Genomic DNA, 25391 nt, shown 5'->3' with positions numbered 1-25391 from the left:
ATAACCTTGCCGCGCCTTCGGCTCTATTGGTCGAAGATGGATTTTTCGACGAAGGCTTTCTCGGCAAATCTTTTCGCCGTCAGGCCGACCTCCAATGGCACTCCATTGACGGCCAACCATTTCAACACGTCGGGATGCGCAACCGCGGTGTAGACGCCGCCACCACCGCAATAACCCTGGCCGAACTGGGGTACGCCGCCCAGCCCTCTGGAGGTTATTCCCACCAGCATTCGGTGCAGTTCGACCCCCTCCGGCAACGATTTGGTTCCGATGAAATAAACCGGCCCGCCGCTGTCGCCGTCGCATGTGTCGGCGCCCGGATCGACTTCCGTCACCAGGCTGGAAAGAGTGAATTCGCGAAAAATGCCGCATTGTGCTCCATCGTACCTGTCGCGCAGGCAGAACGGGTCGCGGATAGGGGTCGAAGCGCCGATCAGATCGTGAGGCATTGTCTGGTCCTCGCGCCGCCCGTAGCCAAAAATGAGCAGATTGCGCAGCTCACCCTTGTTGAGCATGTCGTGCAGGAGGAAAAATGGCGCCGCCGGAGGCGCCACCGGGTCGAATTCGCTCGATGGCGCGGCGGACGGCTCCAGGAAGAGCAGTCCCAGGTCCTTTCCCGGTTGGGGATACATCAGTCGCCGGCAATCGTAGCCCAAAAAAGGCAGCGGCGGGCGGGACAGCTTGCGCGGATCGTGGAACTCCGATTCCTGAGCTCGAAACATCTTACCGGAATATCGAGGAAAGCTGACGCGATAGGCTGCCTGCACGGCGCACGCGCAATGGCCCGCTGTTAGGACCGTATTCCTGTTCAGCGCGACGCCGGTGCACAGCGCCGGCCGGCTGAGCCCTACATCGAACTCGATGCGAACCACCTCGTCCAGAATAGGCGGAATGCGGATACCTTCGAAGATTCGGTCGTGGATACCGCTCGTTGCGTGTCCGGTGGCATCAACTTCGATCAGAAGGCTGTCGTCGGAAATCAGCCTTATGTCTCCGCCGCTGGTCTGTAATCGCAACAGGCTTCGGAAATCGGCCGCCATGCAAAACGGATTGGGAGAAGGCGGACACGCCGGATAGATAACGTCGTGCCTCACTTCCTGCGCCCGTGCAGCCAAGGACAGGCAAAGCACCGCGACAGCCATGAGGAACCGGCAGGCGCCGTTCATTGCACTCCGGCTCCCTGGAGAATCTCGGTGCATTTGGCAAGTGGATCCTCCGTGGCGGCGGCTGCGTTGAGGCAGGCCGACAAATCCGTTTGAGCTGATGGATCGGCTGTCGCAGGTACGGCGAGCGTGCTGCGCACCGGCGAATTGGCAGTTGTGGAGTTGGCCTGGCGCCTTTGCTTTTCCTTTTCGACGGCTTGGTCATAGGCCTCCAGCGTCGCTATCATTTGGGCCTGCGCCTGGATGAGGGCCTTGCGATTGTCCGCATCGGTCTTGCCGACGATCAGGGCTCTGACCGGAATGGAAACGATGACCTGCATCGTGCGCAGCACGAATCCCGAAAGCGCTTCGGCTTCGCTCGGCTTGTCGATCCTGACGGCCTGCAGCACACCATTCGAGAAGTCGATGTCCATGGTGCGGTCGACGAAGAGCGAGCGATTGATCTGGAGCAGAAACGCCGGCGCCGCATTCGTCATCTGCACCCGCTTGGTCTGGAACAGTTGCCACTCAGCACCTACCGGGTCGTGGTTTCGCTTCATGATGACCAGCTTGTGGGTGAGAAGCGGGCGGTAAAGCACACCTTGCAATTTGTCGGACAGCGGTGGCGGATCGGCTTTGATCACCGACAGGCCGTGATAGGAAGGATCCTTCGGCGGCATGTACGCGGCGGAAGAGCAGAGCGATGCCTGCCAAGCAGGCACGTAGGGATCATTGGTCGGATCGAGAAACACGCAGTGGTCGAGCGATCTGAGCGCGTGGTTGACCTTTTGAATCTGCTCGTAGTTGAACGGATCGAAGTCGAATTGCCCGACGACCAGTTCGATCTTGTTGCCGTCCCCCGGTACCCCGAAAGCGCCTCGGGGTCGAACCGCCACTTGCGCGGCGGCGTCCACCACGGCGTTGGCGATCTTGAGCGACCTGTCGTCGAACTCAGAGCCGATTTTGGTCAGCAGCAGGCTGGATGTGGCATCGTTGCCGGTATCGGTTGCGTGGCTGATGGCCAGCTTGTCGTTGGCAAGCGCCGAACCGAGGAAATCCAAGCAGTAGAGACGGCTCGGATCGGCGGTTCGCCGTGTCGTAATGTCCTGGGCGGCGTAGAAAACCCGATCCGCGCCCACGGTCTTGCGGATTTCGACATGCAGAAGATCGAGCGGAAGCGCGTAGGCGCCGGCCGGATAGCGGCAACCTGCACTGCCGCCTTGGCCAGCCGACACTTCCTCAACCGGTCCGCTGACCAGCGTCGGCCCGCAGCCGCACACCAGCAGGTTAAGACTCAGCATCGCCGCCAGGGACGGCCTCGAGAAACGCTTTGGCGAGGGCGTTGTCATGGTTGCCCCGGTCGGATCGCGCTGAGCTTGGTGGTGAGCTGCTGGCAGAGGCCAGTCGCTTCCAGGAACGGACCGGCCTGCTTGACCCCTTCGTTGGTCGTCATGGTGGGCGCGGTGACGGTGCAGTTGTTGTTGTTGCAGCCGTTTGAATTCTGAATGACGCCAGGGCTGCCCAGGCTTGAGCTTGTGTTCTTCTCGCGCAGGAACAGTTCGTATTGGCGTTGGGTGTCGAGCAGGTTCATTTGTGCCTGGGTCAGCGCGACGGTCGAGTTCGCACGCTCCACCTCGGCCTTGATCGTTTGCGCAGGCAGTTCGGTGATCCCGTAGACGATATCGAGCGGAATATCGACGAAGCCGGCTACCTCGCTCGATTTCGAGAGGCAGAAGTTCTTCAGCACGCCGGCATCGAACTCAAGCCCGACCTTCGCCTCGGCGAAAAGAGCCCGGTTGATGCCCAGCGAAACGATCGGGGAGATGTTCTCGATCTCGACCTGCGTGACCTTGCGCAATTGCCATGCGCTATGGTGAGGATCGTCCTGCGTGTAGATTTCCAGCGCATAGGGCAGGCGAGGGCGATAGAGGATACCTGTGCGTTCCGGCTGCTCGACGAGCCATGCTTGTCGGTGAGCTTGTTCGAGAGCCTTCGAAGGATGCCTGCGGATCGTGCCCAGCGGGTCGGAGCAATAGGCTTCCGCAGACGTGCCAGTGCGTCCCTCCTCGAAGGAATATCCGGAAAGCACGAGACAGAACCCGAAATCGGCCAGCCGCTTGTTCAGCGTCGCCATCTCCTGCTCGTCGAGCGGATCGACCTCGAACCGACCCTGGGTTTTCTTGTTCGTGGTCGGTATCGACTCGCGCGCGAAGGTAAAGTCCGCTCTTCCCGAGATGCCGATGAAAATGGCGCGGATCAGGTTGCGGATGACGACCTGGCTCTTATCGACGGCATAGGAGGCGACATACTCCAGGAGTCCGCCCCCGAGACCCTTGCTGGTGTCCGCCGAGCTGTAGCCGACGGTGAGCTGATCCTTCGCTAGGCCCGAGGCCAGGTAGTCGAGGCAATACGTATGACGAGCGTCGGGATAGTGCTTTTCCTGGATGGCTTCCAACACAAAGGGACTGTTGTCATAGGTGTTGATTTCGAAGGACCAGGTTGTAGCCGACAGAGAGTATGAACCGGCTTCGCTCTTGCAACGAAAATCGGGGGAAGGTTCGCCGGGCGCAACCGAAACGCCGTATGTCTCGACGACCGAGCACGCCGCAGTCAGGACCGAAATCGCCGATAGCGCCGCAAACGCCAGTTGTGCCGGCCGCAGGCCAAGGCGTCCCGGGGGGCGCCGCCGGTGCAAAGGCTTCAGTTCAGCGGTGGCGCGCATCGGAAGCTCTGTTCCTTGCTGTAGAGCAGCGTAAGGCGCGTCGTGGCTGTCGGCGGCGGCGGTACGAATTTTCGATCGATGCGCGCCTTGGTGTAGTCCATTTTATCGACGTCGTTCCAAAGGGCGTCGTCATTGCTCCGGCACTGATAGACGACGACCAGCCCCTTGTAGGCGGACGCCATAAGAGGCGCTGGGTCATAGCCGCAAAGCGCCTGCTTGAAATCCACATTGGCCTGACAGTTCGTCTGCCGCTCGCATGACGTCGCCACCGCCGCACCCGCCAAGCACCAGCGATCCCGTTCCTTCATCGTCACGGAATGTCCGCGCCGAAGGATGTCGTTGATGGCGCCGATATCGCCGTAAAGCGCGCTGACAATGTGGACTCGTAACTGCTTATCGGCGGCAAAGGGCTGGAGCGCTTCTCGCAACTGCGCCAGCTTGCTGGAGACGTCCTTGTCCTCGATCAGCACCCTTTTCATCGCGGCGTCGTCGAGCAACCCCTTCAGCGTGTCCCTGGCAAGGTTCGCCTGGTTTCTCGCGGATGTCGGCTTGCCGGCGGTCAGCTTCTTGACGAGGGCCTCGACCGAAGCCTGCACCGCGGCGTCGTCCATGTCGATCGCCTGTGCCGAGGCGGTCAGCACATCCATTCGTCTGAGCAGCGCCTGGGTAGGATCGCGAAGGAAGACCAGCCCGTCGAAATAGGTCGCGGCCTTCTTTATTTCGTCGATGAGGTCACGGGGCCACGCGGCGCTCGGGAAGGCCGTGGAGAAATTGCTTCCCAGAAGGCTGGATGATATTTTTACCTTTTCTATTTCGAGTATACTTGGCTTCTTTGCAGCTCTAAGCCTTAGCAACTGCTCGATGAGCGGATCGAAGTTCTTGTCATCGAGATCTCCTGGCGCCGCAAGGTTGACCGGTTTCAAAAAATTGAGCAACGCAGTGACCTGCTCGGCCACCTGCGCGGGCGTGGTCTGCGCCCGAACGGGCCAGCAGCCCATAAAAATGAACAGTATTGATACAAAAAGACGACTGAAATTACGAAAAAGATCGACATCCCTCACGCCGACCTCCCCCCCCGGAGATACTGCCTGTGCAAAAATCATAGAGAGTTATTTTTTGGTTTCAATCAAAAAGCTGAGCACGAGAGCATAGGGAGGATAAGCGGCTCACGCGAGCTGGCGAAAGACCTGGAGGAGCAGGGTTGAACAACTTCACAACCCGATGGCGAAAGTTATTGAGCCGCCCTCCTTGCGAAACATCTCCCGCTGAGTTTGCCATTGCGGATCGGTCGCCATGAAACTAAGGTCTTATCCGAAACTGGATTCACACGCTGGGGGCGCTGGATGCGGGGGCGAGGTGGGCACGTTACGGCTTGGCGCCGTAGCCTTGTCTACGCTGCGGCTTTGGCGCTGGGACTCGCGTCGGCGGGCGGCGCCATACCGGCCAACCGCAAGGAATTCACCGAGTTTCAATCCGCCGCGCTTGTTTCGGTGCTGCGGCAGATCAGCGGCCTTACCGGCTTCATGGCGGAAACCTTGTTCCTCGAGGGCCGTCTGCAGACCAAGGAAATGAACCTAGTCGCGCGAACGATGACGTTCTCGCCGAACACCAAGCTGATTTTCCCAGCGTCGTCGCCCACCGGTCTGGGCAACAGCATTTTCATCGTGGCCGATACCATCAAGGTTTCGGGTGACGTCGAGATCACATGGAGCAGGCCCGTGGGCCAAGGTAAGATGCCGCCACGGGGACGGGCACCGGACGGCATCGCTGCGCGTGACCCCGGCCAGCCCGGCGCCCGTGGCTATGACGGGGAGGCAGGCAATGCTGGTGTCGATGGCGCTTCCGCTCCCGGGCTTGTTTTGCTGTTCAGGCATATTGAAGGCGAGGGAAGTATCCGCATAGACGTCTCCGGTATGGACGGCCAACCCGGTGGCGAAGGCCAGACTGGGGGAAGGGGTGGCACTGGCGCCGCGGGTGCGGATTCGATCGGCAAGGATATTCTCAAGAACCTTTTCGTCAGCCAGACCTGTATTCGTCCTCCAACCGCCGGCGGTTCTGGTGGCGACGGAGGCAATGGCGGGAACGGCGGCGGCGGTGGCAATGGTGGAAGCAGCGGCGACGTGCTAGTCTTCACGTCTTCGGCCGATGAGCTCCAGAAGCTGGAAGTGCAAAACAACGCCGGCCTCGGGGCCGAAAGCGGCCGGCCGGGCGACGGCGGTCCACCCGGCGCGGGCGGGCTCGCCGGTAGAGACTTCGGCCGATGCGGCATCATGGCTCAAAACGGTCTCGACGGCGCGCCAGGAAGAAGCGGGAGCGCCGGGCCGGCCGGGCGTATTGGCCTGAACGGCGTGGTCGGCTTTGCGACCTTGTCGGAGCAGCAGATGAGTGCCGTCTTCAATCCTGTCAGGCAATAGGCCGATGGCACGGGGATGGGAGCTTGTTCTGTCTCTGTTGACCTTGGCGGCGTCGCTGCTGGCTTCTCAATCTGCTTGCCTGGCAAACACCACCGTTCCACGCATCGCGCTCGTCATAGGCAACGCCAACTACGAGTACGTTGGCGGCGTGCCCAGGGCACGGAACGACGCGCTGGATTTCGGCTCCTTTCTGCAGTCGAAACTGGGTTTCGACGACGTGCGGATCGTGCTCGATGCGCACAAGAACGACATGGATGCCGAATTGGCCAATCTGGTCTCCAGGAGTAGCATCTGGCAGGCAAGTCGGCAGACCAAGCCGATTGTCGTGGTCTATTTCTCCGGGCATGGTTTCACGGAAGGCGGCAAGCAGTTCCTGGCGGCCGTCGATGCCGGCCTCGGCGGCCATGACCCAGCGGTGAACAGCTATGCCGTGGAAACCGTTATCGAAACGCTGATGCGCGACGCCATCATCGTCCAACTGGTCGACGCCTGCCGCAATGAGCTCCAGTGGAAGGACAGCGAGCTGCCCGTGGCCAACGTGGATTTTCTGCGTGGATCCGAGACGGCCTCGATCTCCTCCTCGAAGTCGCTTTCGGACGCCGTCGGCGTTCCGCAACCGGAGCTGTCGATGTATGCCGAGCGCGCCGAATACCTGACCGGCTACGCCAATCGCAACGGTCAGTCGGTGGATCAATCGGTTCGGCCGACCGACAGAAACAGCCCCTACACAGCCGCGCTGTTGAAGAATTTCGGCAGGCCGGGGCGTCCCATCTTCAATGATTTCCTTGGGGTGCGTAACGACGACGATCTGCACCATATTGGGAACATTCCCGTGGAGGAGGATGGTATGATCGGAGTGATTTACATCACCCTCACGCCAACCATCCTGAAGGAGGCGGACGATCTTTGGGCGTCGATATCGACCAGTTCGGACAGGGATACCGTTCTGGACTACCTGATCCGTTACAGGAACGGCCAGAACATCATCGACGTCATGAAGAAGCTTAAGGAAATCGCGGCGGGGCGACGATGAGAGGATGGCGCTGCCTTTTCGCGGTTTTTTTCATCGTGCAGTGCGCATCGCTCGTCTCGTCCTCCAATGCGCGGGCCCAGATGACTTTCGAAGAAAGCGAGGCGGCCTGGCGCAGCGGCAAGTTCGGCGACGACAAGAAGATTATCGAAGGCCAGGTTGTCACCCGAACCGGGTTTTTCGCCTGGCAAGTGGCGATCGGCTATGCGGAGATCCCAAACAATTTCGCCGCCCAGTTTTGCGGCGGCGTCTCCCTCTCGCCATCGATTGTCCTGACCGCCGCCCATTGCATTTTGCAGGCGAAGGATCATCCGATCTTCGTGCTCGGCGGGACGGCAAAACTGTCCGCCGGCGGCACGCGGCACGCTGTTTCGAAGTCGGTCGTCAGCCCGTTGTACGATGCGGCGACCAAGGAGAACGACCTGGCGGTCCTCAAGGTCGATGACAATGGCTTGTCGGGATCGCTTCCGGTCGCCGACATGCCGGATGCGCTGCTCGACCGGACGTTCCTGACGATCAGCGGATGGGGCGTGACCGATCCGGACAGGAGGACGTCCAAGAGCGACGATCTGCGCGAGGCGTCCGTGCCGACGCAGACGACGGATGTCTGCAACGCCCCCGACGCTCTTAACGGGCAGGTGAAGGCGTCGATGTTTTGCGCTGGAAACGTAAATGGCGGTAGCGACGCCTGTCTCGGAGACAGCGGCGGGCCGGCAGTGGTTGAAACCCCGCAGGGACCCTACCTGGTCGGGCTTTCCAGTTGGGGAGATGGCTGCGGCCTTGCCAAGAAATACGGCGTCTATGCCAGGGTCTTTCCGTATATGAACTGGATAAAGACAGTCGCCGACGGCAACTGAGCCTGCCGTTGCCCGGCACCGCGCTCGAGACAGGCGCATGCGCGGCCGTAGAGGGGAGGATCGGCGCGGCGGACGAGATTGCTCTGGCCTTTCGTATTATCCCCGCCGGAAGGCGATCGAAAGATAGTGCCGGCCTCGACAATTGAAGCATCGGCGCCCGAAGCAGGCTCTCTTCGCTGCTTCCAAAAGATTTTCACAACCTGCTATCGAATCGATTGCGCAAACGTTTCGATGGCACTATGGTTCCGTCAGATCCGCCGCAGAGCGGACGGGAAACGCAATCCAGGGGAGGGGCGCTTGCGGGCACTCCGTTCGAGCCGCAATGCCGACAATGGCTGAGGTCGCGCGCCGCGCCGGCGTCTCGGTTTCGACCGTCTCGCATGTGGTCAACCGCACGCGCTTCGTCTCGCCCGAGAAAGCGCAACTCATCAACGACGCCATCGCCGCCATGGGCTACCAGCCCAACGAACTGGCGCGCTCGCTGAAGGTCGCCTCGACCAATAGCGTCGGGCTCGCCATATCGGCGATCTCCAACCCTTACTTCACCGACATCATCTGTGCGGTCGAAGCCGAATGCGCGCGTCTCGGCCTGATGGTGTTCCTATCCGATACGCAGGAAGACCCGGACCGCGAGCTTCAGGTGGTGCGCGCCTTCCACCAGCGCCGCGTCGACGGCGTCATCCTGGCGCCGTCCGGCTCGCCGGAGCGCGCGATCGCCTATCTCGCCGAAAAGAAGCTGCCCTGCGTGCTCATCGACCGCTTCGCCGACGACCGCTTCGACCAGATCGGCGTCGAGAACGAGACGGCGATGCGGGCGCTGATCGATCATGTCGCCTCCTTCGGCCACAAGCGCATCGGCTACATCGCCGGCCAGCCGGGGCTCGCCACCACGCGCGAGCGTGTCGACGCCTTCCGTGCCTCGCTCGCAGCCAATGGACTTGAGTGCCTGCCGCACTATGTCTCGCCGGAGAATGTCGACACGGCGAGCGCAACGGCATCGACGCATGCGATCCTGTCGCTGCCTGCGCCGCCCACCGCATTGGTCACCGGCAACAACATGACGACGATCGGGGCAGTCCGTGCCATCCGCGAGAAGGGTCTTTCGATCCCGCGCGACCTCTCGCTGGTCGGCTTCGACGATTTCGAATGGGCCGACTGTTTCGAGCCCAGGCTGACGCTGGTCGAGCAGCCCTGCACCGAGATCGGCAGGCAGGCGGCGGCGTTGCTTAGCGAGCGCATCGCATCGAGCGACGCGGCGCCGCGCGCGGTGCGGCTCGAGGCAACGCTGCAGGCGCGCCAATCCTGCGCGAGGCCGCCCCACACGAGGCCGGCATGAGCGCGCCGCTGCTTTCCGTCACCGGTGCGGTAAAACGCTTTGGCGGCGTCCAGGCGCTGCGCGGCGTCGATTTCGATTTGAAGGCCGGCGAGATCCATGCGCTGCTCGGCGAGAACGGCGCCGGCAAGTCGACGCTGATGAACCTTTTGTCCGGCGTCTACATGCCGGACGAGGGCGAGATCCGCATCGACGGCAAGCTGGTCACCTTCAACAATCCGCGCGAGGCGCAGGCCGCCGGCATCGCGACCATTTTCCAGGAACTCGACCTCGTGCCGTCGCTCGATGTCGCGGCAAACCTCTTCCTCGGCCGCGAGCTTATGCGGCCTGGCGGCATGCTCGACGTGCCGGCGATGCGTCGCGAGGCCAAGCAGCGGCTGGAGGCGATCGAGCTCGCCATCGACCCCGCGCGCCTCGTCGCTGACCTATCGATCGGCCAGCGCCAGGTGGTGGCGATCGTCAAGGCGCTGTCCTATGCCTCGCGCGTGCTCATCATGGACGAGCCGACTGCCGCTCTCACCGTCGGCGAGGTCGAACGCCTGTTCGACATCATGAGGAAGCTCGCCGCGACCGGTGTCGGCATCGTCTATATCTCGCACCGGCTGGAGGAAGTGCCCGGTATCGCCGACAGGGTGACGGTGATGCGCGACGGCCGGGTCGCCGGTATCACCGAGCCGCACGCGCCGCAGGCCGAGCTGGTCCGCCTCCTGGTCGGGCGGCCGCTGGACGAGCTTTATCCCGAACGCGCGAAGAGCGCCGGCAAGACGCTGCTCAGCTTGAAGAACGCCAGCTTCAGGCTCGCCCGCGAAAGCGCCGGCTGGCAACCGCCGAGCGGCATCTCGCTCGAGGTCAGGGAAGGCGAGATCGTCGGGCTGGCCGGCATCATGGGGGCGGGGCGCACCGAGCTGCTGTCCGCGCTCTACGGCACCGGCCTTGCCGGCCGCTGGCAGGGCGAGATCGCAGTCGACGGCCGCCCGGTAAAACTCGAATCCATCAATGCGGCGCGCAAGGCGGGCATCGCCTTCGTCACCGACGACCGGCGCGGCAGCGGCCTGATGCTGAGGATGGCGGTCGGCCTCAACCTGGTGATGTCGGTGATCCGCCGCATCTCGCCGGCCGGCCTGATGTCGCCACGCCGCCAGGCTGAGGCCGTGCGGCAGTCCTTCGGCCAGTTCGACATCCGCCCGAAGAATCCGGACATCGCCGTCGGCGCGCTGTCCGGCGGCAACCAGCAGAAGGTTGTGCTGGCCAAGGAAATCCTCGGCAACCCGCGGCTCCTGCTGCTCGACGAGCCGACGCGCGGCGTCGATGTCGGCGCCAAGGGCGAGATCTACGCGCGGCTGAGAGCCCTTGCGGCGCAGGGGCTGGGCATACTGGTCGCCTCCAGCGAGATGCCGGAGCTGATCGGGCTTTGCGACCGGATCGTGGTGCTGCGCCGGGGTCGCAATGTGGCGGAATTCAACGGCGGCATCGACGAGCACACCGTGCTTGCCGCGGCAAATGGCAGGGAGGCCTGATGTCGGACCAGAAGATTTCGGTGGCGGCCAACCCGGCAGCTTCAAGCCCGGCGGCGCCCGGGGCGCAAAAGCACCGCGTCGACCCGCTGGCGATCATCGTGCGCTTCCAGAGCTTGATCGGCCTGGTGCTGGTGGCGATCGGCGGCGTCATCTTCTCGCCGCGGCGTCACGGCGAGATACTGTTCCTCAACCCCGACAATATCGCCAACATCGTGCGCGCCGTGTCGGAGACCGGCATCATCGCCATCGGCATGACCTTCGTCATCATCACCGCCGGCATCGACCTGTCGGTGGGCGCGGTGCTTGGCCTCTCCGCCGTCGTCACCGCCACCATGATGATCTCCGGCGGCTTCGGCCTCATCGCCACCATCCTGGCCGTGCTCGTCATGGGCACCGTCTTCGGCATCATCCAGGGCACGATCTCCACGCGCTTCCGGCTCGAGCCCTTCATCGTCACGCTCGCCGGCCTGCAGGCGGCGCGGGGGCTCGCGCTGGTCGTTTCCGGCAATCAGTACATCAACATCTCCTATGGCGACGGCCCAGGCCTGGCGCCGCCGGTATTCGCGGTGCTTGGCGAGCGCCTGTTCGACAACACCGTGCCGGTTGCGACCATCGTCTTCATCATCTTCGCGGCGATCGCCACGCTGGTGCTCAACACCACGCGCTTCGGCCGCTACGTCTATGCCGTCGGCGGCAACGAGCGCGCCGCGCGCATTTCCGGCGTGCCGGTGTCGATGGTGAAGGTCTCGGTCTACGCCATCACCGGCTTTGCCTCCGCCCTTGCCGGCATCGTGCATGCCGGCCAGTTCAACTTCGGCAGCGCCAATGACGGCATGGGCTACGAGCTCACCGCGATCGCCGCCGTGGTCATCGGCGGCACCAGCCTGTTCGGCGGCGCCGGCTCGATGGTCGGCACCGTGGCCGGCACCATCATGCTAGGTGCGTTGGCCAACATCCTTCAGCTCAACAACATCACCCCCGCCATGCAGCTGCTCGCGACCGCCGCGATCATCGTGCTCGCGGCAGTGCTTCAATCCCTCGTTCGCCGCCGCGAGGGTTTGGGACGATAGGAGGTCGGCGGCAGCATCCCGAAAGAGCAACCAAAGGTCTGGCACCCCGAGCCGGACGAGGAGGAGACTGAGTATGAGAACCACACTGAGAGGATCGCGCGTCCTTCGGGTCGCGCTTCTGGCAAGCGCCGGCCTGTGCGTTGCAGGCGCCGCGCAGGCGGCGGACCCGATGGTCAAGGCCTGCGCCAAGGACGGCCAGTTCGTCATCGGCTTTTCGCAGGCCAACAATGCCGAGCCCTATCGCCAGCACGTCAATGACGAGCTGACGGCGGCGGCCAAGGAAGTGCCCGGCTTCACGCTGCAGATCGCCGACGGCGCCGGAAACGTCAACACGCAGACCTCGCAGGTCGACAACTTCATCACCCAGAAGGTCGATCTTCTGCTGATCTCGCCCTTCGAGGCCGCCCCGCTGACGCCTGCCGTGAAGCGCGCCATGGATGCCGGCATCCCGGTCATCGAGCTCGACCGCAAGACGGTGGGCGACCCCGGCAAGGACTACACGGCCTTCATCGGCGGCGACAATTTCAAGATCGCCGAGGAAGCCGGCAAGTACACGGCATCGAAGCTTTTGCCCGATGGCGGCGAGGCGGCGGTGCTGGAGGGCCTGCCGAGCTCGACGCCGGCGGTGGAGCGCTTGAACGGCTTCAAGGAAGGCGTGAAGGCCAATGCCAAGATCCAGATCGTCGCCGAGCAGGCCGCCGACTGGGTTCCGGATAAAGCCCAGACCGCCTTTTCCGCCATGCTCCAGGCGCATCCCGACATCAAGGTGCTTTATGCCTCGAACGACATGATGGCCGCGGGCGCGTTGCTCGCCGCCAAGGGCGCCGGCAAGGACGTCAAGATCATCGGCACCGACGGCCTGCCAGGCCCGGCCGGCGGCATCGAGGCCGTCGCCAAGGGTGATTGGGCGGCGACATTCACCTATCCGACGGGCGCCAAGGAAGCGATCGACATGGCAAAGAAGATCCTGCTCGACTGCGCGACCTCCGTTGAGCCGACCGTGACGGTGGACACCACTGCGATCACGCCGGAGAACGCCAAGCAGCTGGCCGGCAAATAGCGGCAGGGTGCGAAGACTCCAAGGTGATATGGCAAGGCCCCTCGGAGGGGCCTTGTTTTTTGGGGGCCAGGCGCTGTGCGCTGACGGGCTCATCGGTATCGGCGGAGCCGCGAATCTGTGTTAAGCCGCCGCTCCACCAACCAAAGGACGACATCTGTGAGCGAACCGACCGTGGCCCAAGCGACCGAAAGCATCTACGCCTCGCTCCGTGCCGACAATGCCGACATCGACGCGCATATCGCGACGCTCAAAGCGGCGCTGGCACGAGATGGGCTAAAAGAGGCGGTGTTCGATCCGGCTAAATTGGCACACAACAACCGCGCCGGCCGCAAGTTGATGCAGGCTTATTTTCGGCAGCGCGGCGTGACCGTGACGTTTTCGAGCCAGTAGGGCAAAGCGACTGACCGGGCGCCGGACAAGGCCCGGAAGCTATTGCGGCCCTGGCGCTCCCTCACTTGGCTGCCCAGGGGGCAATCGCATATGGCGCTCCCCCACTCCGTCTCGCTGCCATATGAAATTTCCTTGCATGACGCTCGAGCCAGCATCGCGCAGGGGCGGGGATGCCCTCCGGCTGTCAACGTCAATCGCACGTCGCCGCCGCCTTCAGCGCCTGCTCCCGCGAAGCTGCAGGTAAGGCCCCCATCCGCCGAACGGAAGCATAGAATCTTGGATAGTCGCCGGAGCACAAGTCGAACAGGCGAAGAAACGCCGGAACTTGTTCGCCGTAGACGGCGGTCGCGGCGAGCTTTGCGTTGTTGATTGGGCTATTGAACCAGGCATCGTAGCCCCGGTATCCGGCCCATCGCGTGTCGCGCATGTGGCGGTAGCGCATCCGCAGCCTGTCGATCGTGGCTGTTTTGGCGGCCGCCATCTGCTCCGGGGCACGGGGACTTCCGTAGACCTGCCTCAACTCGTCCCGGGTTTTCGATATCAGTCCGAGGAAATCGGCGTTGCGCTTGCGATTGGCTTCGTAGCGGCGCAATCCGGCGCGGTTTCCCGTGGCGCGGAGCCATTTCCGGACACCGCTGGTTTCGACGGCAACCGCGAAAGCCTCGTTGAACGCAGAGTCGTTGTTCACATAGATTTTCTGATGCGCCAGTTCGTGAAAGACAAGGCTGGCGATATAGGTGTCGTCCTGACGCAGCATGGTGTTGAGCAGCGGGTCGCTGAACCACCCCAGCGTGGAATAGGCGGTGACGCCCGACACGTAAACGTCCAGCCCCTGCCGCTGCAGCTCGGCAGCGCTTTCAGCCGCGGATTTTTGCGAAAAGTAGCCCCGATATGGAACGCAGCCGAAGACCGGAAAGCACCATGTTATCGGCGTGAGCGAAAATTGCGGCGCGGCAAAAACGGCAAAGGTCACATTGTCCCGGCCGACGTCGACATAGCTGCGGTAGCTGCTGTTGTCGGGCAGCGCCAACTCGTCCGTGGCAAAGCGGCGTATGGCGCTCGCCGACGTCAGCTTGGCGCGCAATGCCTCCGGCGTCGAAGGATCGCGGGTCAGCCTCCCGACATTCCTGCGCGCTGCCATGATCTCGACATGGCCCTCAATCGACTGCGCGTAATAGGAAACGCTGGTGCACCCGGCGACGCCGGACGCCATGACCACAGCGGCGAGCAATCGAAAAACGCGCCTCACAGCTTGCCCACCGCCTGCTCATCTCCCCATGGAGCAAATGTCCCCACCTGCCCCCGGAGTCTCAAACAGGCGCGCCGATTTTCGTCAAGGGCTGCGGAGCGGACCTTCGACTTGGCGGAACCGACGAGGCGGCCATTCGCCTATGAATCCATGAATGTCGACCACTACGCGCTCACGCTGAAAATGCGTCTCGGATAGCTCCCTGAATATTTTGGTGAATTTCATCGAAATATGTTTGACGAATATCGCGCACTCATCTATCTGCTAATGAAAGGAATTTCGCGGAAGGGTCATGACATCAAAGAATGAGAGGCGGGAGAATTTCGTCAGGCTTGCCGAAGGACGGACCCAGCTTGCGCTGGACGCTATCAGAAAAATCGGCAATCTTTCAAATAGCCGCGCCTACGAATACACAGACGCAGATGTGAAAGCTATTGTGAAAGCCTTGCGTGAAGCGACGACAGAAATAGAGCGTAAGTTCAGCTCTACGACGAGTGAGACTTTTAACAAGTTCAAGCTGAAGGGGTAGCGCTTTGAAGGCCGAGCCGCTCAATATCAATGACAAGCGCTTCCTTATCAATCGGCTAATAGAGCAGGCGCCAGTTAGCACCCTTATTCGCGAGTTCTTCAAGAACGCCGACGAAAGCGCAGCGCTGGCGCCGGTAGGCAGCCGTCGCATCGAGATTTATCCGGTCGAGTTCGATGGCGTTCGTAAGCTTGCCTTCTGGAACACCGGCCCAGGGATGGACGGAGCGGAACTGAAAAAAGCGACGGACCTGTCTTCCTCCATCGGCAAAGATATGGCTCTCGACGCGAATTTCGGGATTGGTGCAAAGGTTTCTGGATTGACGATGTCCAAGTCGGGCATCCGGTATCGCTCATGCAAAAACGGTGCGGTCTCTGAGGTCACAATTGGCTACGACGAAGGCGAAGGTACCTATGTGCGTTTTCCTGTGTTGTTGCCGGATGGAACCTACCAAACCGTATATGACGTGACTGCTGCCGCAATCGCGGAAGGAAGGGGAACAGAGCAGGACTGGACGGAGGTTATCCTGTTCGGGGAAAGTGATGACCACGATACGGTTGCCGAACCGATGGGCAAGGGAAAATCTGTTGATCGAAGCTATGTGCCGAGCGCAATTTTTCGGCGCTTTGCAAGCTTTTCCGAGGGCGTCGAAGTTCGGATCGACGTGGCGATGACTAAAGGAGGTGGCAAAGACGAGACCGGCAAATACCGTCAGCTGAGACCGCTCGCCGATGTTCTGGACAAATTGCCGAACGCGGAGCGTGTAACCGAGCCAGATTCCGGGCTGACCATTCACTATATCCACGACCCAAAGCATCCACTTTCGAGCCATTCCTTGAGTGCTCGAGCTAATCCGGCAACGTCTTCGACTACCTTTTGTGCTGTCGTTCACAAGGGCGAGCGCTACGACATAAAGACTAGCAAAGCGTGGTCTGCAGCCGCGCCAAAATTTGGCATTCCTTTTGGCTCCAAGGTGCTCACTGTCGAGATTGAAATTCCTGACGCTATGGCACTTCCTAACCAATACCGCGATGGCCTGCTGTGGCCCAAGGATCGCGCGCCTCTAAGTGCGGACGATTTCGTGGACTACGTTCGCGAATTGATGCCGCAATGGGTTAAAGACGTCATTCGATCTGAATCACCGGAGTCCGACGATAATCTCGACGACCTACAGACTGATCTTCAACGATTGCTAGACGAGTTCCGCGTGCCGACATTGGCTTTCAAACCTTCAAGAGCCTTTGGCGCGATCGCCATGGAGAGTCATTCGGAAGGCAGAGATACGACCGAGCGCGCTGACATCGATCTGGATGTCGAAATCGAAACCGAAATCGAACTCGATCGCGGCGACCGTCAATCAAATAACAGTGGTGCCCGAGCGTCGTCGGTGAAGGTTCGAAAAGCACCGGCGGGTTCCAAGCCTTCGAAAGCAATGCAAACGCTGGAACGCGTGCCGACAATAACGATTCTGATCGACCCCGATGAGATTTCTGACAAAGGCATGAAGGGTCGCGCGGGCCTATATTTCAGCGAGTCGCAAACGCTGTTTGTGAATGGATTATACCCTATTATAGAGCGGATGGCGGCTGAGCTTGAACTGGAGTTGACGGGTACAGGTGAGCCTGAGATCGTACGAACAGAAGCTCTTCGGGCAGCGCGTCGCTCTGCTGCTTTTCGCGTCGGAAAGGTAACTTGCTACGCCATTAGCAAGCGTTTGTCTGACGATTGGTCTGCCGATGACCTTGAGCGGGCCACGTCTCCCGAGTCACTTTCCATGGCAGCAGACGACTATAAACAAGGGTTGCCCGTTGCCAAAAAATGGGCGCGCGAAATGATCAAAGTGTCAAAGGTCGAACAGGTTGATGCTGCGTAGACCCGTCGCTTTTACTGGGGGCTCGTCGGCCGGAGCCGATCGGGCTCGCCCTTCGCTGGCCCTATAACGGTCGACCGCCAGCGCGGTCCACGGCGACCATGCCGGAAAACGCCAAGCAGTTGTCTAAGGCATCATCGCGGCCTGGTGGGCGCTCATCGGCGCCATGTTCACGCTGAGATGGGCCATGATCCAGACCGAGCCGATCACGACGAGCGCGACGATCAGCACGCCGAAGGCGAGTGCCAGCACGTTGTTGGTGTTGTCGGGCCCGGTGGTGATGTGCAGGAAGAAGACGAGGTGCACGCCCATCTGCGCGATGGCCAGCACCACCAGGGCCGAGATCACCGCCGGCTGGTAGATCAGGTCGGTTTGCGCGGCGAGGAATGAGGCGATGGTCAACAGGATCGCCAGGCCAAAGCCGAGCAGGTAGCCCGACAGTCCTCCCGCCAGCTCGTGCTCGGTGATGCGCTCTTCGCCCGGCGCTGAATCACGGCGGTCGAGTTCTTCCTCGATCCGGCTGTCGATTTCACTCATGGCGATGCTCCCAGGAGATAGACCAGCGTGAAGATGGCGATCCAGATGATGTCGAGCGCGTGCCAGAACAGGCCGAAGCAGTGGAGCCGCCGCAACAGCTCCGGCCGGAAGCCCTTCACCCAGAGCTGCGCCATCATGGTGCCGAGCCAGAGCAGGCCGAGCCCGACATGGGTGCCGTGGCAGCCGACGAGCGCAAAGAAGGCGGAGAGGAAGGCGCTGCGCGAAGGGCCTGCCTGCTCGTTCGCCATCGCCGCGAACTCCTGCACCTCGAGGAACAGGAAGGCCGCGCCGAGCAGGCCGGTGACGAGCAGCCAGAACTGGGTGGCGGCCATCGACCGTCGGTGCGTCGCGAGCGTCGCAAGGCCGCCGGTGAAGCTCGAGGTGAGCAGAAGCCCCGTCTGCGCCGCGACGCGGGTGAGCTCGAACAGCTCCTTGCCTGTCGGCCCGCCGGCGGTTGCCTTGGACAGGACCGCGAAGGCGGCGAAGAAGGCCGAGAACATGATGATGTCGGACAACAGGAAGATCCAGAAGCCGTAGGCGACCGTGACGAATTTCGAGGCCGGGCCGCCCTGGCCGTGGCCTGTCGCCGAGAACAGGCCGTGCCCGCCGGACTGTCCGGGCCGATATGGTTCGCGGATTGCGCTGCCGGCCGTGATGTCGCTCATGCCACGCGCTCCCGTCTGCGTATCCAGGCAAGCTGCGCCGCCTTGCCGTCGCGGTCGATGCGCTCGACCTCGCTGGCGGGGATCTCGTAGTCGCCATGCTCGCGCCAGGCGAAGACGACGAAGGTGATGTAGGCGCCGATGAAGCCGACGATCGCCAGCCACCAGATGTGCCAGATCAGCGCGAAGCCGATCAGCGTGCTGAAGAAGGCGGCGACGAAGCCCGTCGGGCTGTTGCGTGGCATCTCGACCGGCTCATAGCTTTCGTCCTCGGTCGGGCCTTGCCCCTCGATTGCCCGCTGCCCCTCCATCACCCGTTGCTTGACGGTCCAGTAGGGCTCCTCGTTCTCGACATAGGGCAGTCGCGCATAGTTGAAGAAAGGCGGCGGGGAGGACGTCGACCATTCCAGCGTGCGACCGTCCCAGGGGTCGCCGGTCTCGTCGCGCAGCTCCTGGCGATGTCTGATCGAGACGACGAGCTGCGCGACCTGGCACGCCGCGCCGACGATCATCACCGCGATGCCGAAGGCCGCCACCACCAGCCACGGCGTCCACAGGTCCATGTCGATATGCTGGAGGCGGCGCGTCATGCCGAGCAGGCCGACGATGTAGAGCGGCACGAAGACCAGCATGTAGCCGGCAAGCGTGAACCAGAACGCCGCCTTGCCCCAGCCCTCATGCAGCCGGAAGCCGAAGGCTTTCGGGAACCAGTAGGTGAGACCGGCAAAGGCTGCGAACAGCACGCCCGAAATGATGACGTTGTGGAAGTGCGCCACGAGGAAAAGCGAATTGTGCAACATGAAGTCGGCCGGCGGAACGGCAAGCAGCACACCGGTCATGCCGCCGATGACGAAGGTGGTGACGAAGGCCAGCGCCCACAGCATCGGCGTGTCGAAGCGCACGCGCCCGCCATACATGGTGAAGAGCCAGTTGTAGATCTTGACCCCGGTGCCGACGGCGATGACGGAGGTGGCGATGCCGAAGGCCGCGTTGACGTCGGCACCGGCGCCCATGGTGAAGAAGTGGTGCAGCCAGACCATGAAGGAGACGATGCAGATGAACAGCGTCGCCGCCACCATCGAGCGGTAGCCGAACAGCGGCTTCGACGAGAAGGTCGAGAAGATCTCGGAATAGATGCCGAAGGCGGGCAGCACGAGGATGTAGACTTCCGGGTGGCCCCAGGCCCAGATGAGGTTGACGAACATCATCTGGTTGCCGCCGGCTTCGTTGGTGAAGAAATGGAAGCCGAGATAGCGGTCGAGCGTGAGCATGGCGAGCGTGGCGGTGAGGATCGGGAAAGCCGCGACGATCAGCAGGTTGGAGGCGAGCGAGGTCCAGCAGAACATCGGCATGTGCAGATACCCCATGCCGGGCGCGCGCATCTTGAGGATGGTCGTCGCCAGGTTGACGCCGGTGAGCAGTGTGCCGACGCCGGAGATCTGGATCGACCAGAGATAGTAGTCGACGCCGACGCCCGGCGAATAGGTGCTCTCCGACAGCGGCGCATAGGGCAGCCAGCCGGTGCGCGCGAACTCGCCGACGACGAGCGAGACGTTGACCAGCAGCGCGCCGGTCGCCGTCAGCCAGAAGCTGACCGAATTCAGCGTCGGGAAGGCGACGTCGCGGATGCCGAGCTGCAGCGGCACGACGAAATTCATCAGCCCGATGACGAAGGGCATCGCGGCGAAGAAGATCATGATCGTGCCGTGGGCCGAAAATACCTGGTCGTAATGTTCCGGCGGCAGGTAGCCCGGCCCGTGGATGGCCATCACCTGCTGGGTGCGCATCATGACGGCGTCGACGAAGCCGCGAAAAAGCATCAGCGCCGCCAGCACGATATACATGACGCCGATGCGCTTGTGGTCGACCGAGGTTATCCACTCGTGCCAGAGATAGGGCCAGTAGCCTTTGGCCGTTATCCAGATCAGCACCGCGGCCGCCGCCAGGAAGACGATGAGGGCGGCACCCAGCGGAATGGGCTGATCGAAGGGAATGGCCGACCAGTCGAGCTTGCCGAGCATCGTCATCCTCCCACTTTGGGCTGTTGGGCCGCGGGAGGCGTTCCCGCCTTCGGCTCGGCCTTCGGGCTCACCTGCGCCTCGCCGGCGGCGGTCTCGGCCGGTCCCGGGCCTGGTGGCAGCGCCTGGCGCACGACCGCCTCGAACAGGCCTGGCTGGATGTGGCCGAAAGAGGATGGCGGCACGTGGATGCTTTGCCGGGCAAGGTCGCGATAGGCGCTGGCGTTGAGCACGCCGCCGCCGCTGTGCAGGGATGAGGCCCAGCCGGCGAAGGCGTCGGGCGGGACGGCGCGCACGCGGAAGTTCATGTCCGAGAACCCGTCGCCGCTGAAATGCGCCGACAGGCCGAGATAGTCGCCCTCGCGGTCGGCCTGCAGATTGACCTCGGTCTGCATGCCGTTCATGACATAGATCATGCTGCCGAGCTGCGGCACGAAGAAGGTGTTCATCACGCTGGCCGAGGTCAGCTTGAAGCGCACCGGAACGCCGGCCGGGATGACCAGCTGGTTCACCGTTCCGACGCCCTGGTCGGGGTAGAGGAAGAGCCACTTCCAGTCGAGCGCCACCACCTGGATGTCGAGCGGCGGCTGGCTGGAGGCGATCGGCTTGCGCGGATCGAGATGGTAGGAGCCGTAGTAGATCAGCCCGCCAAGGAAGAGGATGGTGAGCGTCGGGATCGACCAGACGATCAGCTCGATGCGGCCCGAATAGGTGAAGCCCGGATCGTAGCGGGCGTTGCGGTTGGAGGCGCGGAACATCCAGGCAAAGGCGAGCAGCGCCACCAGCGTCGGGATGACGATGACCAGCATGACCGCCAGCGAGTTGAGCAGGATCGTGCGGTTGCCCGCGCCGATCGGGCCTTGCGGGTCGAGCACGCCGCCCGCGCAGCCGGAGAGCGTTGCCGTCGCGGCTATCCAGAAGAGCGGGCGGCCTTGCCTGGGTCTACCGAGCGAAAACACTGGAACGGATCATGCGGCGGGAAAATGTCGGCGGGACGTGATGGCCGGCGGCACGGCTCGGCGTTTGAGGAACTCGCCTAGGTCAGGGGCGCGCTCTGCGGCATCTTTCATCTGAAGTCTCCCCGGATGCAGACTTTGAGACACTTCCGCCAGACACCTCCCAGCTGCTGGACGGAGCACCTGACTTTGGCAGTTGCCGTTTGTCCCGCAGAGGTGGCTTTGCCCGATGACTGGACGGGCTGGGGAAAAGATAGGGCGCGGCTCCGGCCCGACCAGACGCCGTGTCCGCCAGGCGCGCCGGCCGAATATCGCGCCTGCTTCGGCCGTCAGCGCCGCTGGGCGCCGCTCCGTATTTGGCAGGAATTGGAAGGAACGGTGCTCCTCTGGCCGATCGGTTCCGCCGCCGAGGTAGTGACAAGGCGCGCGGCGCGTGCATTGTGTTGCGCCGGAACCTGCACCGACCTGGGAGGAAACCTTGTCCGAGCTTGCAACCATCCTGTCCATCCTTGGCGTTTTCCTGCTGGGCGCGATGAGCCCCGGGCCAAGCTTCGTCGTCGTCTCGCGCATCGCGGTGGCCGGCGAGCGCACCGACGGCCTGGCTGCGGCGATCGGCATGGGCATTGGCGGCTTCATCTTCGCCATCATCGCGGTCGCGGGCCTGACCGCGCTGCTCGTCCAGGTCGCCTGGCTCGACATTTTCCTGCGCATTGCCGGCGGCGCCTATCTGTTATGGATCGGCATAAAGATCTGGCGCGGCGCCAACGAGCCGATCGAGATCGCCAACGATGCGTCGGCGCGCGCCGGCTCGTTCTGGCGGGCGCTTCGCCGCGCGCTTCTGGCGCAGCTCGCCAACCCGAAGACCGCGATCTTCTACGCCTCGATGTTCGCGGCCATGCTGCCGGCCTCGCCGCCGCTCTGGATGCTCTTCATCTTGCCGCCGCTGCTCTTTTGCAACGAGTTCGTCTGGTACGCGGTCGTCGCCTTCGCCTTTTCCTCCAGCAAGCCGCGCTCGGCCTATCTCAGCACCAAGCACTGGATCGACCGCGCCGCCGGCGCAGTCGTCGGCGCGCTCGGCCTGAAGCTGATGTGGGAGGGCATGGCCGCCGCGCGCCGCGGCATCAGCGGATGAGGTGACGCCGGGCGGTGCACCGGCCGGTTGCCGGGCAGGATCGATGACCTAGGTGAAGGGACGGCGCGCTCGCGCTGCCGGCGCGTCAACCCATCCACCATAGGCAGGAAGGAGACCCTGAGCATGGGCGCACCCTCACCGGAACTCTGCAACCTCTGGCTTGCGCGAGCCTTCAACGCACAGGACGTGGAGGCGGCGGCGGCGATGTACCATCCTGACGCCTCGATCGTGCAGGTGGACCAGGTCCATGGCGGCACGACGACCGCACGCGGCGCCGCCGGCATCCGCCAGACGATGTCGGCCTATATCGGCATGAAGCCGCATATGGATGTCGTCACCCATCACACCACCGTGTCGGGCGACTTCGCCATGACCCGCTCGCAATGGCTGATCCGCGGCACCGATGGCGGCGGCAAGCCGATCGAAGTGCATCATCACGGCATGGAGGTGCATCGCAGGATGCCCGACGGCACATGGGCCTTCTTCATCGACCACCCGTTCGGCGCCGATCCTGAGTGGGCCATCGACGCGCCGCCCGCGACCGAATAGCGGCAGGTGGCCTGGCACGCCGCCCACTGGGTTCCGCATCGACACAGGAAACCTTCTGAATATTGAGCCGTTGTCGGCCTGATGGCAGAGGGTAAATCCAAACTGAAGCCGGCCGACGGGGTCAAAACAGACGGTGCGCAGCGGTCGCGCCGGCGGAAGCCGCGCCCAAAAATGCCGCGCCCTGACGGGCCCGAAAAAAAGCTGCGCTCAGAAAAGCAGGGCGAAGAGGAAGAGAAGGAATCCCCCGCCGAAGCCGCGCCGGAGGCCGTCGGTGAACCCGCGCCGCCGCCCGATGCCGTCGAACCGGATCCGCAGCTGACGCCGCAACAGGCCGAGCAGGCGCGCAAGAGATACCTGCTGAAGCGTTTCTGGATCAGCGGGCGCGGCTACTGGGGCCGGCGCGGCGACAAGCTCGCCTTGCCGTTCACGTTCGGGCTGCTGGTGCTGATCTGCGCCAATGTCGGCTTCCAGTACGGCATCAATGTCTGGAACCGCGCGTTTTTCGACGCCATCGAGCAGCGCGATGTCCACACCGTCTATATGCTCAGCGCCGTCTTCCTGCCGCTGGTCGCCGGCAGCATCAGCCTCGTCGTCGCGCAGGTCTATCTGCGCATGACAATCCAGCGCCGCTGGCGCTCCTGGCTGACCACGGCGGTCATCGCCCGCTGGCTCGCCAACGGCCGCTACTATCAGCTCAACCTTGTGGCCGGCGACCACACGAACCCCGAGGCCCGCATCTCGGAGGATCTGCGCATTGCCACCGAGTCGCCCGTCGATTTCATTGCCGGTGTCCTTTCCGCCTTCCTGGCGGCCTCGACCTTCATCGTCGTGCTGTGGACGATCGGCGGCGCGCTCACCTTGCCGCTCGACGGCGAGAGCCTCACCATTCCCGGCTTCCTCGTCATCACGGCCGTGATCTATGCCGCCATCACATCGACCTCGATGGTGGTGATCGGCCGCCATTTCGTGCAGCTTTCCGAAGAGAAGAACCAGACGGAAGCCGAATTCCGCTACGTGCTGACGCGCGTGCGCGAAAACGGCGAGAGCATCGCCCTGCTCGGCGGCGAGGAGGAGGAGCGCAGCGGCATCGACAATACTTTCGGCCAGGTGCTGAGGCGATGGGCGCTGCTGACCGGACAGCACATGCGCACGGCGCTGGTCTCGCAAGGGTCGAGCCTGTTCGCGCCGGTGGTGCCGGTGCTGCTCTGCGCGCCGAAATTCCTCGAAGGCTCGATGTCGCTCGGCGAGGTGATGCAGGCGGCCTCCGCCTTCGCCATCGTGCAGGCCGCGTTCGGCTGGCTGGTCGACAATTATCCGCGTCTCGCCGACTGGAACGCGTCGGCCCGCCGCATCGCCTCGCTGATGATGTCGCTCGACGGGCTGGAGCGCGCCGAAGAGAGCGAGGCCTTCGGCCGCATCAGGCACGGCAAGACGGAAAACGGCGCGATGCTTTCGCTCGACGACCTCTCCGTGACGCTCAATGACGGCACCGGCGTGGTCAAGGAAACCGAGGTCGAGATCGAGCCGGGCGAGCGGGTGCTGGTGGCCGGCGAATCCGGCACCGGCAAGTCGACGCTGGTGCGGGCGATCGCGGGGCTGTGGCCATGGGGCGGCGGCAGCGTCAATTTCCATGCCGGCCGGCGGCTGTTCATGCTGCCGCAGCGCCCCTACATCCCCACCGGCTCGCTGCGCCGCGCGGTCGCCTATCCCGCCGCCGCCGACAACTGGACGATCAAGAAGATCAACGCCGCCCTCGACAAGGTGGGCCTCGACTACCTGAAGGACCGGCTCAAGGAAGAGGCGCCCTGGGACCAGACGCTCTCCGGCGGCGAAAAGCAGCGCCTCGCCTTCGCGCGCCTGCTTCTGCACTGCCCCGACATCGTCGTGCTGGATGAAGCGACCTCGGCGCTCGACGAGAAGAGCCAGGACAGGATGATGGAGACGGTGATCCGCGCATTGCCGAAGGTCACCATCATCAGCGTGGCGCACCGCGCCGAGCTGGAAGCCTTTCACAGCCGCAAGATCACGCTGGAGCGGCGCGAGGGCGGGGCGAAGCTGGTCAGCGATGTGGAGCTCATGCCGAAGAAGCGGAGGCGCAACGTGTTCCAGCGCGCCTTGTGGGGAAGCGGGAGGCGGAACGGCGAGCGGCGTGGCGGCGCGGGCTAAAGCATGTCTCCCGAAAGTGGGAACCGGTTTCGGGACAAAGACATGCGTAAATCAAGAACCTAAAGCGCAGGGAGCGAATCTGAAAGATCGCGACGCGCTTTAGCTGTCGGACCCCTCGGACATCAAGGCAGTGGCCGGCGCCTGTTGCCTGTTGAGCCGGCGCGTTTTTGCCGCTTTACTGGAAGCCCTCG

22 protein-coding genes are annotated in these 25391 nt (G+C 63.0%); 13 read left to right on the top strand and 9 right to left on the bottom strand.

What is annotated here, in order from left to right; all coding sequences use genetic code 11:
• Nucleotides 1-23 precede the first annotated feature (23 nt).
• Genes QAZ47_RS23700 through QAZ47_RS23685 form a run of 4 tightly spaced genes read right to left on the bottom strand, consistent with a single transcriptional unit; the run spans nt 24 to nt 4925 of the window.
• On the bottom strand, nt 24-1166 hold the full coding sequence (locus tag QAZ47_RS23700) for a trypsin-like serine protease (RefSeq protein ID WP_278203211.1): 1143 nt from the start codon (nt 1164-1166) through the stop codon (nt 24-26).
• On the bottom strand, nt 1163-2491 hold the full coding sequence (locus QAZ47_RS23695) for a hypothetical protein (RefSeq protein ID WP_278203210.1): 1329 nt from the start codon (nt 2489-2491) through the stop codon (nt 1163-1165). The genes QAZ47_RS23700 and QAZ47_RS23695 overlap by 4 nt, the downstream gene beginning before the upstream one ends.
• A complete protein-coding gene (locus QAZ47_RS23690) occupies nt 2488-3864 on the bottom strand; it encodes a hypothetical protein (protein ID WP_278203209.1) in 1377 nt (458 codons plus the stop codon). The genes QAZ47_RS23695 and QAZ47_RS23690 overlap by 4 nt, the downstream gene beginning before the upstream one ends.
• On the bottom strand, nt 3843-4925 hold the full coding sequence (locus QAZ47_RS23685) for a hypothetical protein (protein ID WP_278203208.1): 1083 nt from the start codon (nt 4923-4925) through the stop codon (nt 3843-3845). The genes QAZ47_RS23690 and QAZ47_RS23685 overlap by 22 nt, the downstream gene beginning before the upstream one ends.
• Nucleotides 4926-5267: 342 nt before the next feature.
• Here QAZ47_RS23685 and QAZ47_RS23680 point away from each other — a divergent pair, with 342 nt between their 5' ends.
• The 8 genes from QAZ47_RS23680 (at nt 5268) to QAZ47_RS23645 (ending at nt 13535) form a co-directional block, all read left to right on the top strand.
• Nucleotides 5268-6278 (top strand): hypothetical protein, encoded by a 1011-nt coding sequence (locus tag QAZ47_RS23680; RefSeq protein ID WP_278203207.1) that lies wholly within the window; start codon nt 5268-5270, stop codon nt 6276-6278.
• 37 nt (nt 6279-6315) lie between these two features.
• On the top strand, nt 6316-7311 hold the full coding sequence (locus QAZ47_RS23675; protein ID WP_278203206.1) for a caspase family protein: 996 nt from the start codon (nt 6316-6318) through the stop codon (nt 7309-7311).
• Between the two features lie 80 nt (nt 7312-7391).
• On the top strand, nt 7392-8165 hold the full coding sequence (locus tag QAZ47_RS23670; protein WP_278203205.1) for a serine protease: 774 nt from the start codon (nt 7392-7394) through the stop codon (nt 8163-8165).
• Nucleotides 8166-8487: 322 nt separating this feature from the next.
• On the top strand, nt 8488-9501 hold the full coding sequence (locus QAZ47_RS23665; RefSeq protein WP_278203204.1) for a LacI family DNA-binding transcriptional regulator: 1014 nt from the start codon (nt 8488-8490) through the stop codon (nt 9499-9501).
• Nucleotides 9498-11015 (top strand): sugar ABC transporter ATP-binding protein, encoded by a 1518-nt coding sequence (locus QAZ47_RS23660; protein WP_278203203.1) that lies wholly within the window; start codon nt 9498-9500, stop codon nt 11013-11015. Before QAZ47_RS23665 ends, QAZ47_RS23660 begins: the two co-directional genes overlap by 4 nt.
• A complete protein-coding gene (locus tag QAZ47_RS23655; RefSeq protein WP_278203202.1) occupies nt 11015-12085 on the top strand; it encodes an ABC transporter permease in 1071 nt (356 codons plus the stop codon). Before QAZ47_RS23660 ends, QAZ47_RS23655 begins: the two co-directional genes overlap by 1 nt.
• 73 nt (nt 12086-12158) lie before the next feature.
• Nucleotides 12159-13145, top strand: a complete 987-nt coding sequence (locus QAZ47_RS23650) for a substrate-binding domain-containing protein (RefSeq protein WP_278203201.1) — start codon at nt 12159-12161, stop codon at nt 13143-13145.
• Nucleotides 13146-13301: 156 nt separating this feature from the next.
• A complete protein-coding gene (locus QAZ47_RS23645; protein WP_278203200.1) occupies nt 13302-13535 on the top strand; it encodes a hypothetical protein in 234 nt (77 codons plus the stop codon).
• A 190-nt stretch (nt 13536-13725) separates the two neighbouring features.
• Here the strand turns inward: QAZ47_RS23645 and QAZ47_RS23640 are convergent, their stop codons facing one another.
• Complete coding sequence (locus tag QAZ47_RS23640; protein WP_278233862.1) at nt 13726-14748, bottom strand: aminopeptidase; 1023 nt, start codon at nt 14746-14748, stop codon at nt 13726-13728.
• Between the two features lie 328 nt (nt 14749-15076).
• Here QAZ47_RS23640 and QAZ47_RS23635 point away from each other — a divergent pair, with 328 nt between their 5' ends.
• Together QAZ47_RS23635 and QAZ47_RS23630 are read left to right on the top strand one after the other, a co-directional pair.
• Nucleotides 15077-15313, top strand: a complete 237-nt coding sequence (locus QAZ47_RS23635; RefSeq protein ID WP_278203199.1) for a hypothetical protein — start codon at nt 15077-15079, stop codon at nt 15311-15313.
• Nucleotides 15314-15317: 4 nt separating this feature from the next.
• Nucleotides 15318-17183, top strand: a complete 1866-nt coding sequence (locus QAZ47_RS23630; RefSeq protein ID WP_278203198.1) for a hypothetical protein — start codon at nt 15318-15320, stop codon at nt 17181-17183.
• Nucleotides 17184-17306: 123 nt separating this feature from the next.
• Here the strand turns inward: QAZ47_RS23630 and cyoD are convergent, their stop codons facing one another.
• The 4 genes from cyoD to cyoA are packed head-to-tail and all read right to left on the bottom strand — an operon-like array spanning nt 17307 to nt 21356.
• Complete coding sequence (gene cyoD / locus QAZ47_RS23625; protein WP_278230932.1) at nt 17307-17717, bottom strand: cytochrome o ubiquinol oxidase subunit IV; 411 nt, start codon at nt 17715-17717, stop codon at nt 17307-17309.
• Entirely contained in the window at nt 17714-18382 is a 669-nt protein-coding gene (locus QAZ47_RS23620) for a cytochrome c oxidase subunit 3 (RefSeq protein ID WP_278230931.1), read from the bottom strand. The genes cyoD and QAZ47_RS23620 overlap by 4 nt, the downstream gene beginning before the upstream one ends.
• Nucleotides 18379-20400, bottom strand: a complete 2022-nt coding sequence (gene cyoB, locus QAZ47_RS23615) for a cytochrome o ubiquinol oxidase subunit I (RefSeq protein ID WP_278230930.1) — start codon at nt 20398-20400, stop codon at nt 18379-18381. Before cyoB ends, QAZ47_RS23620 begins: the two co-directional genes overlap by 4 nt.
• Before the next feature lie 2 nt (nt 20401-20402).
• Entirely contained in the window at nt 20403-21356 is a 954-nt protein-coding gene (gene cyoA / locus QAZ47_RS23610) for a ubiquinol oxidase subunit II (protein WP_278230929.1), read from the bottom strand.
• A 529-nt stretch (nt 21357-21885) separates the two neighbouring features.
• Between cyoA and QAZ47_RS23605 the strand changes: the two genes are divergently transcribed.
• The 3 genes from QAZ47_RS23605 (at nt 21886) to QAZ47_RS23595 (ending at nt 25200) form a co-directional block, all read left to right on the top strand.
• On the top strand, nt 21886-22485 hold the full coding sequence (locus QAZ47_RS23605) for a LysE family transporter (RefSeq protein WP_278233861.1): 600 nt from the start codon (nt 21886-21888) through the stop codon (nt 22483-22485).
• 123 nt (nt 22486-22608) lie between these two features.
• Entirely contained in the window at nt 22609-23034 is a 426-nt protein-coding gene (locus QAZ47_RS23600; protein WP_278230928.1) for a nuclear transport factor 2 family protein, read from the top strand.
• Nucleotides 23035-23115: 81 nt separating this feature from the next.
• Complete coding sequence (locus tag QAZ47_RS23595; protein ID WP_278230926.1) at nt 23116-25200, top strand: ABC transporter ATP-binding protein/permease; 2085 nt, start codon at nt 23116-23118, stop codon at nt 25198-25200.
• Nucleotides 25201-25391: the final 191 nt, after the last annotated feature.

It is taken from the genome of Mesorhizobium sp. WSM4904 (genome assembly GCF_029674545.1).
GTDB lineage: Bacteria > Pseudomonadota > Alphaproteobacteria > Rhizobiales > Rhizobiaceae > Mesorhizobium.
The sequence above is the reverse complement of the archived record's forward strand: the minus strand, read 5'-3'. Positions and strand labels throughout refer to the sequence as shown.

Coding starts and splice junctions, on each gene's coding strand:
- QAZ47_RS23650 (WP_278203201.1), top strand. CDS start 12,159: ATGAGAACCACACTGAGAGGATCGCGCGTCCTTCGGGTCGCGCTTCTG.
- QAZ47_RS23600 (WP_278230928.1), top strand. CDS start 22,609: ATGGGCGCACCCTCACCGGAACTCTGCAACCTCTGGCTTGCGCGAGCC.
- QAZ47_RS23605 (WP_278233861.1), top strand. CDS start 21,886: ATGAGCCCCGGGCCAAGCTTCGTCGTCGTCTCGCGCATCGCGGTGGCC.
- QAZ47_RS23670 (WP_278203205.1), top strand. CDS start 7,392: ATGACTTTCGAAGAAAGCGAGGCGGCCTGGCGCAGCGGCAAGTTCGGC.
- cyoD (WP_278230932.1), bottom strand. CDS start 17,717: ATGAGTGAAATCGACAGCCGGATCGAGGAAGAACTCGACCGCCGTGAT.
- QAZ47_RS23640 (WP_278233862.1), bottom strand. CDS start 14,748: ATGGCGTCCGGCGTCGCCGGGTGCACCAGCGTTTCCTATTACGCGCAG.
- QAZ47_RS23655 (WP_278203202.1), top strand. CDS start 11,015: ATGTCGGACCAGAAGATTTCGGTGGCGGCCAACCCGGCAGCTTCAAGC.
- cyoB (WP_278230930.1), bottom strand. CDS start 20,400: ATGCTCGGCAAGCTCGACTGGTCGGCCATTCCCTTCGATCAGCCCATT.
- QAZ47_RS23700 (WP_278203211.1), bottom strand. CDS start 1,166: ATGAACGGCGCCTGCCGGTTCCTCATGGCTGTCGCGGTGCTTTGCCTG.
- QAZ47_RS23665 (WP_278203204.1), top strand. CDS start 8,488: ATGCCGACAATGGCTGAGGTCGCGCGCCGCGCCGGCGTCTCGGTTTCG.
- QAZ47_RS23620 (WP_278230931.1), bottom strand. CDS start 18,382: ATGAGCGACATCACGGCCGGCAGCGCAATCCGCGAACCATATCGGCCC.
- QAZ47_RS23635 (WP_278203199.1), top strand. CDS start 15,077: ATGACATCAAAGAATGAGAGGCGGGAGAATTTCGTCAGGCTTGCCGAA.
- QAZ47_RS23660 (WP_278203203.1), top strand. CDS start 9,498: ATGAGCGCGCCGCTGCTTTCCGTCACCGGTGCGGTAAAACGCTTTGGC.
- QAZ47_RS23690 (WP_278203209.1), bottom strand. CDS start 3,864: ATGCGCGCCACCGCTGAACTGAAGCCTTTGCACCGGCGGCGCCCCCCG.
- QAZ47_RS23695 (WP_278203210.1), bottom strand. CDS start 2,491: ATGACAACGCCCTCGCCAAAGCGTTTCTCGAGGCCGTCCCTGGCGGCG.
- QAZ47_RS23595 (WP_278230926.1), top strand. CDS start 23,116: ATGGCAGAGGGTAAATCCAAACTGAAGCCGGCCGACGGGGTCAAAACA.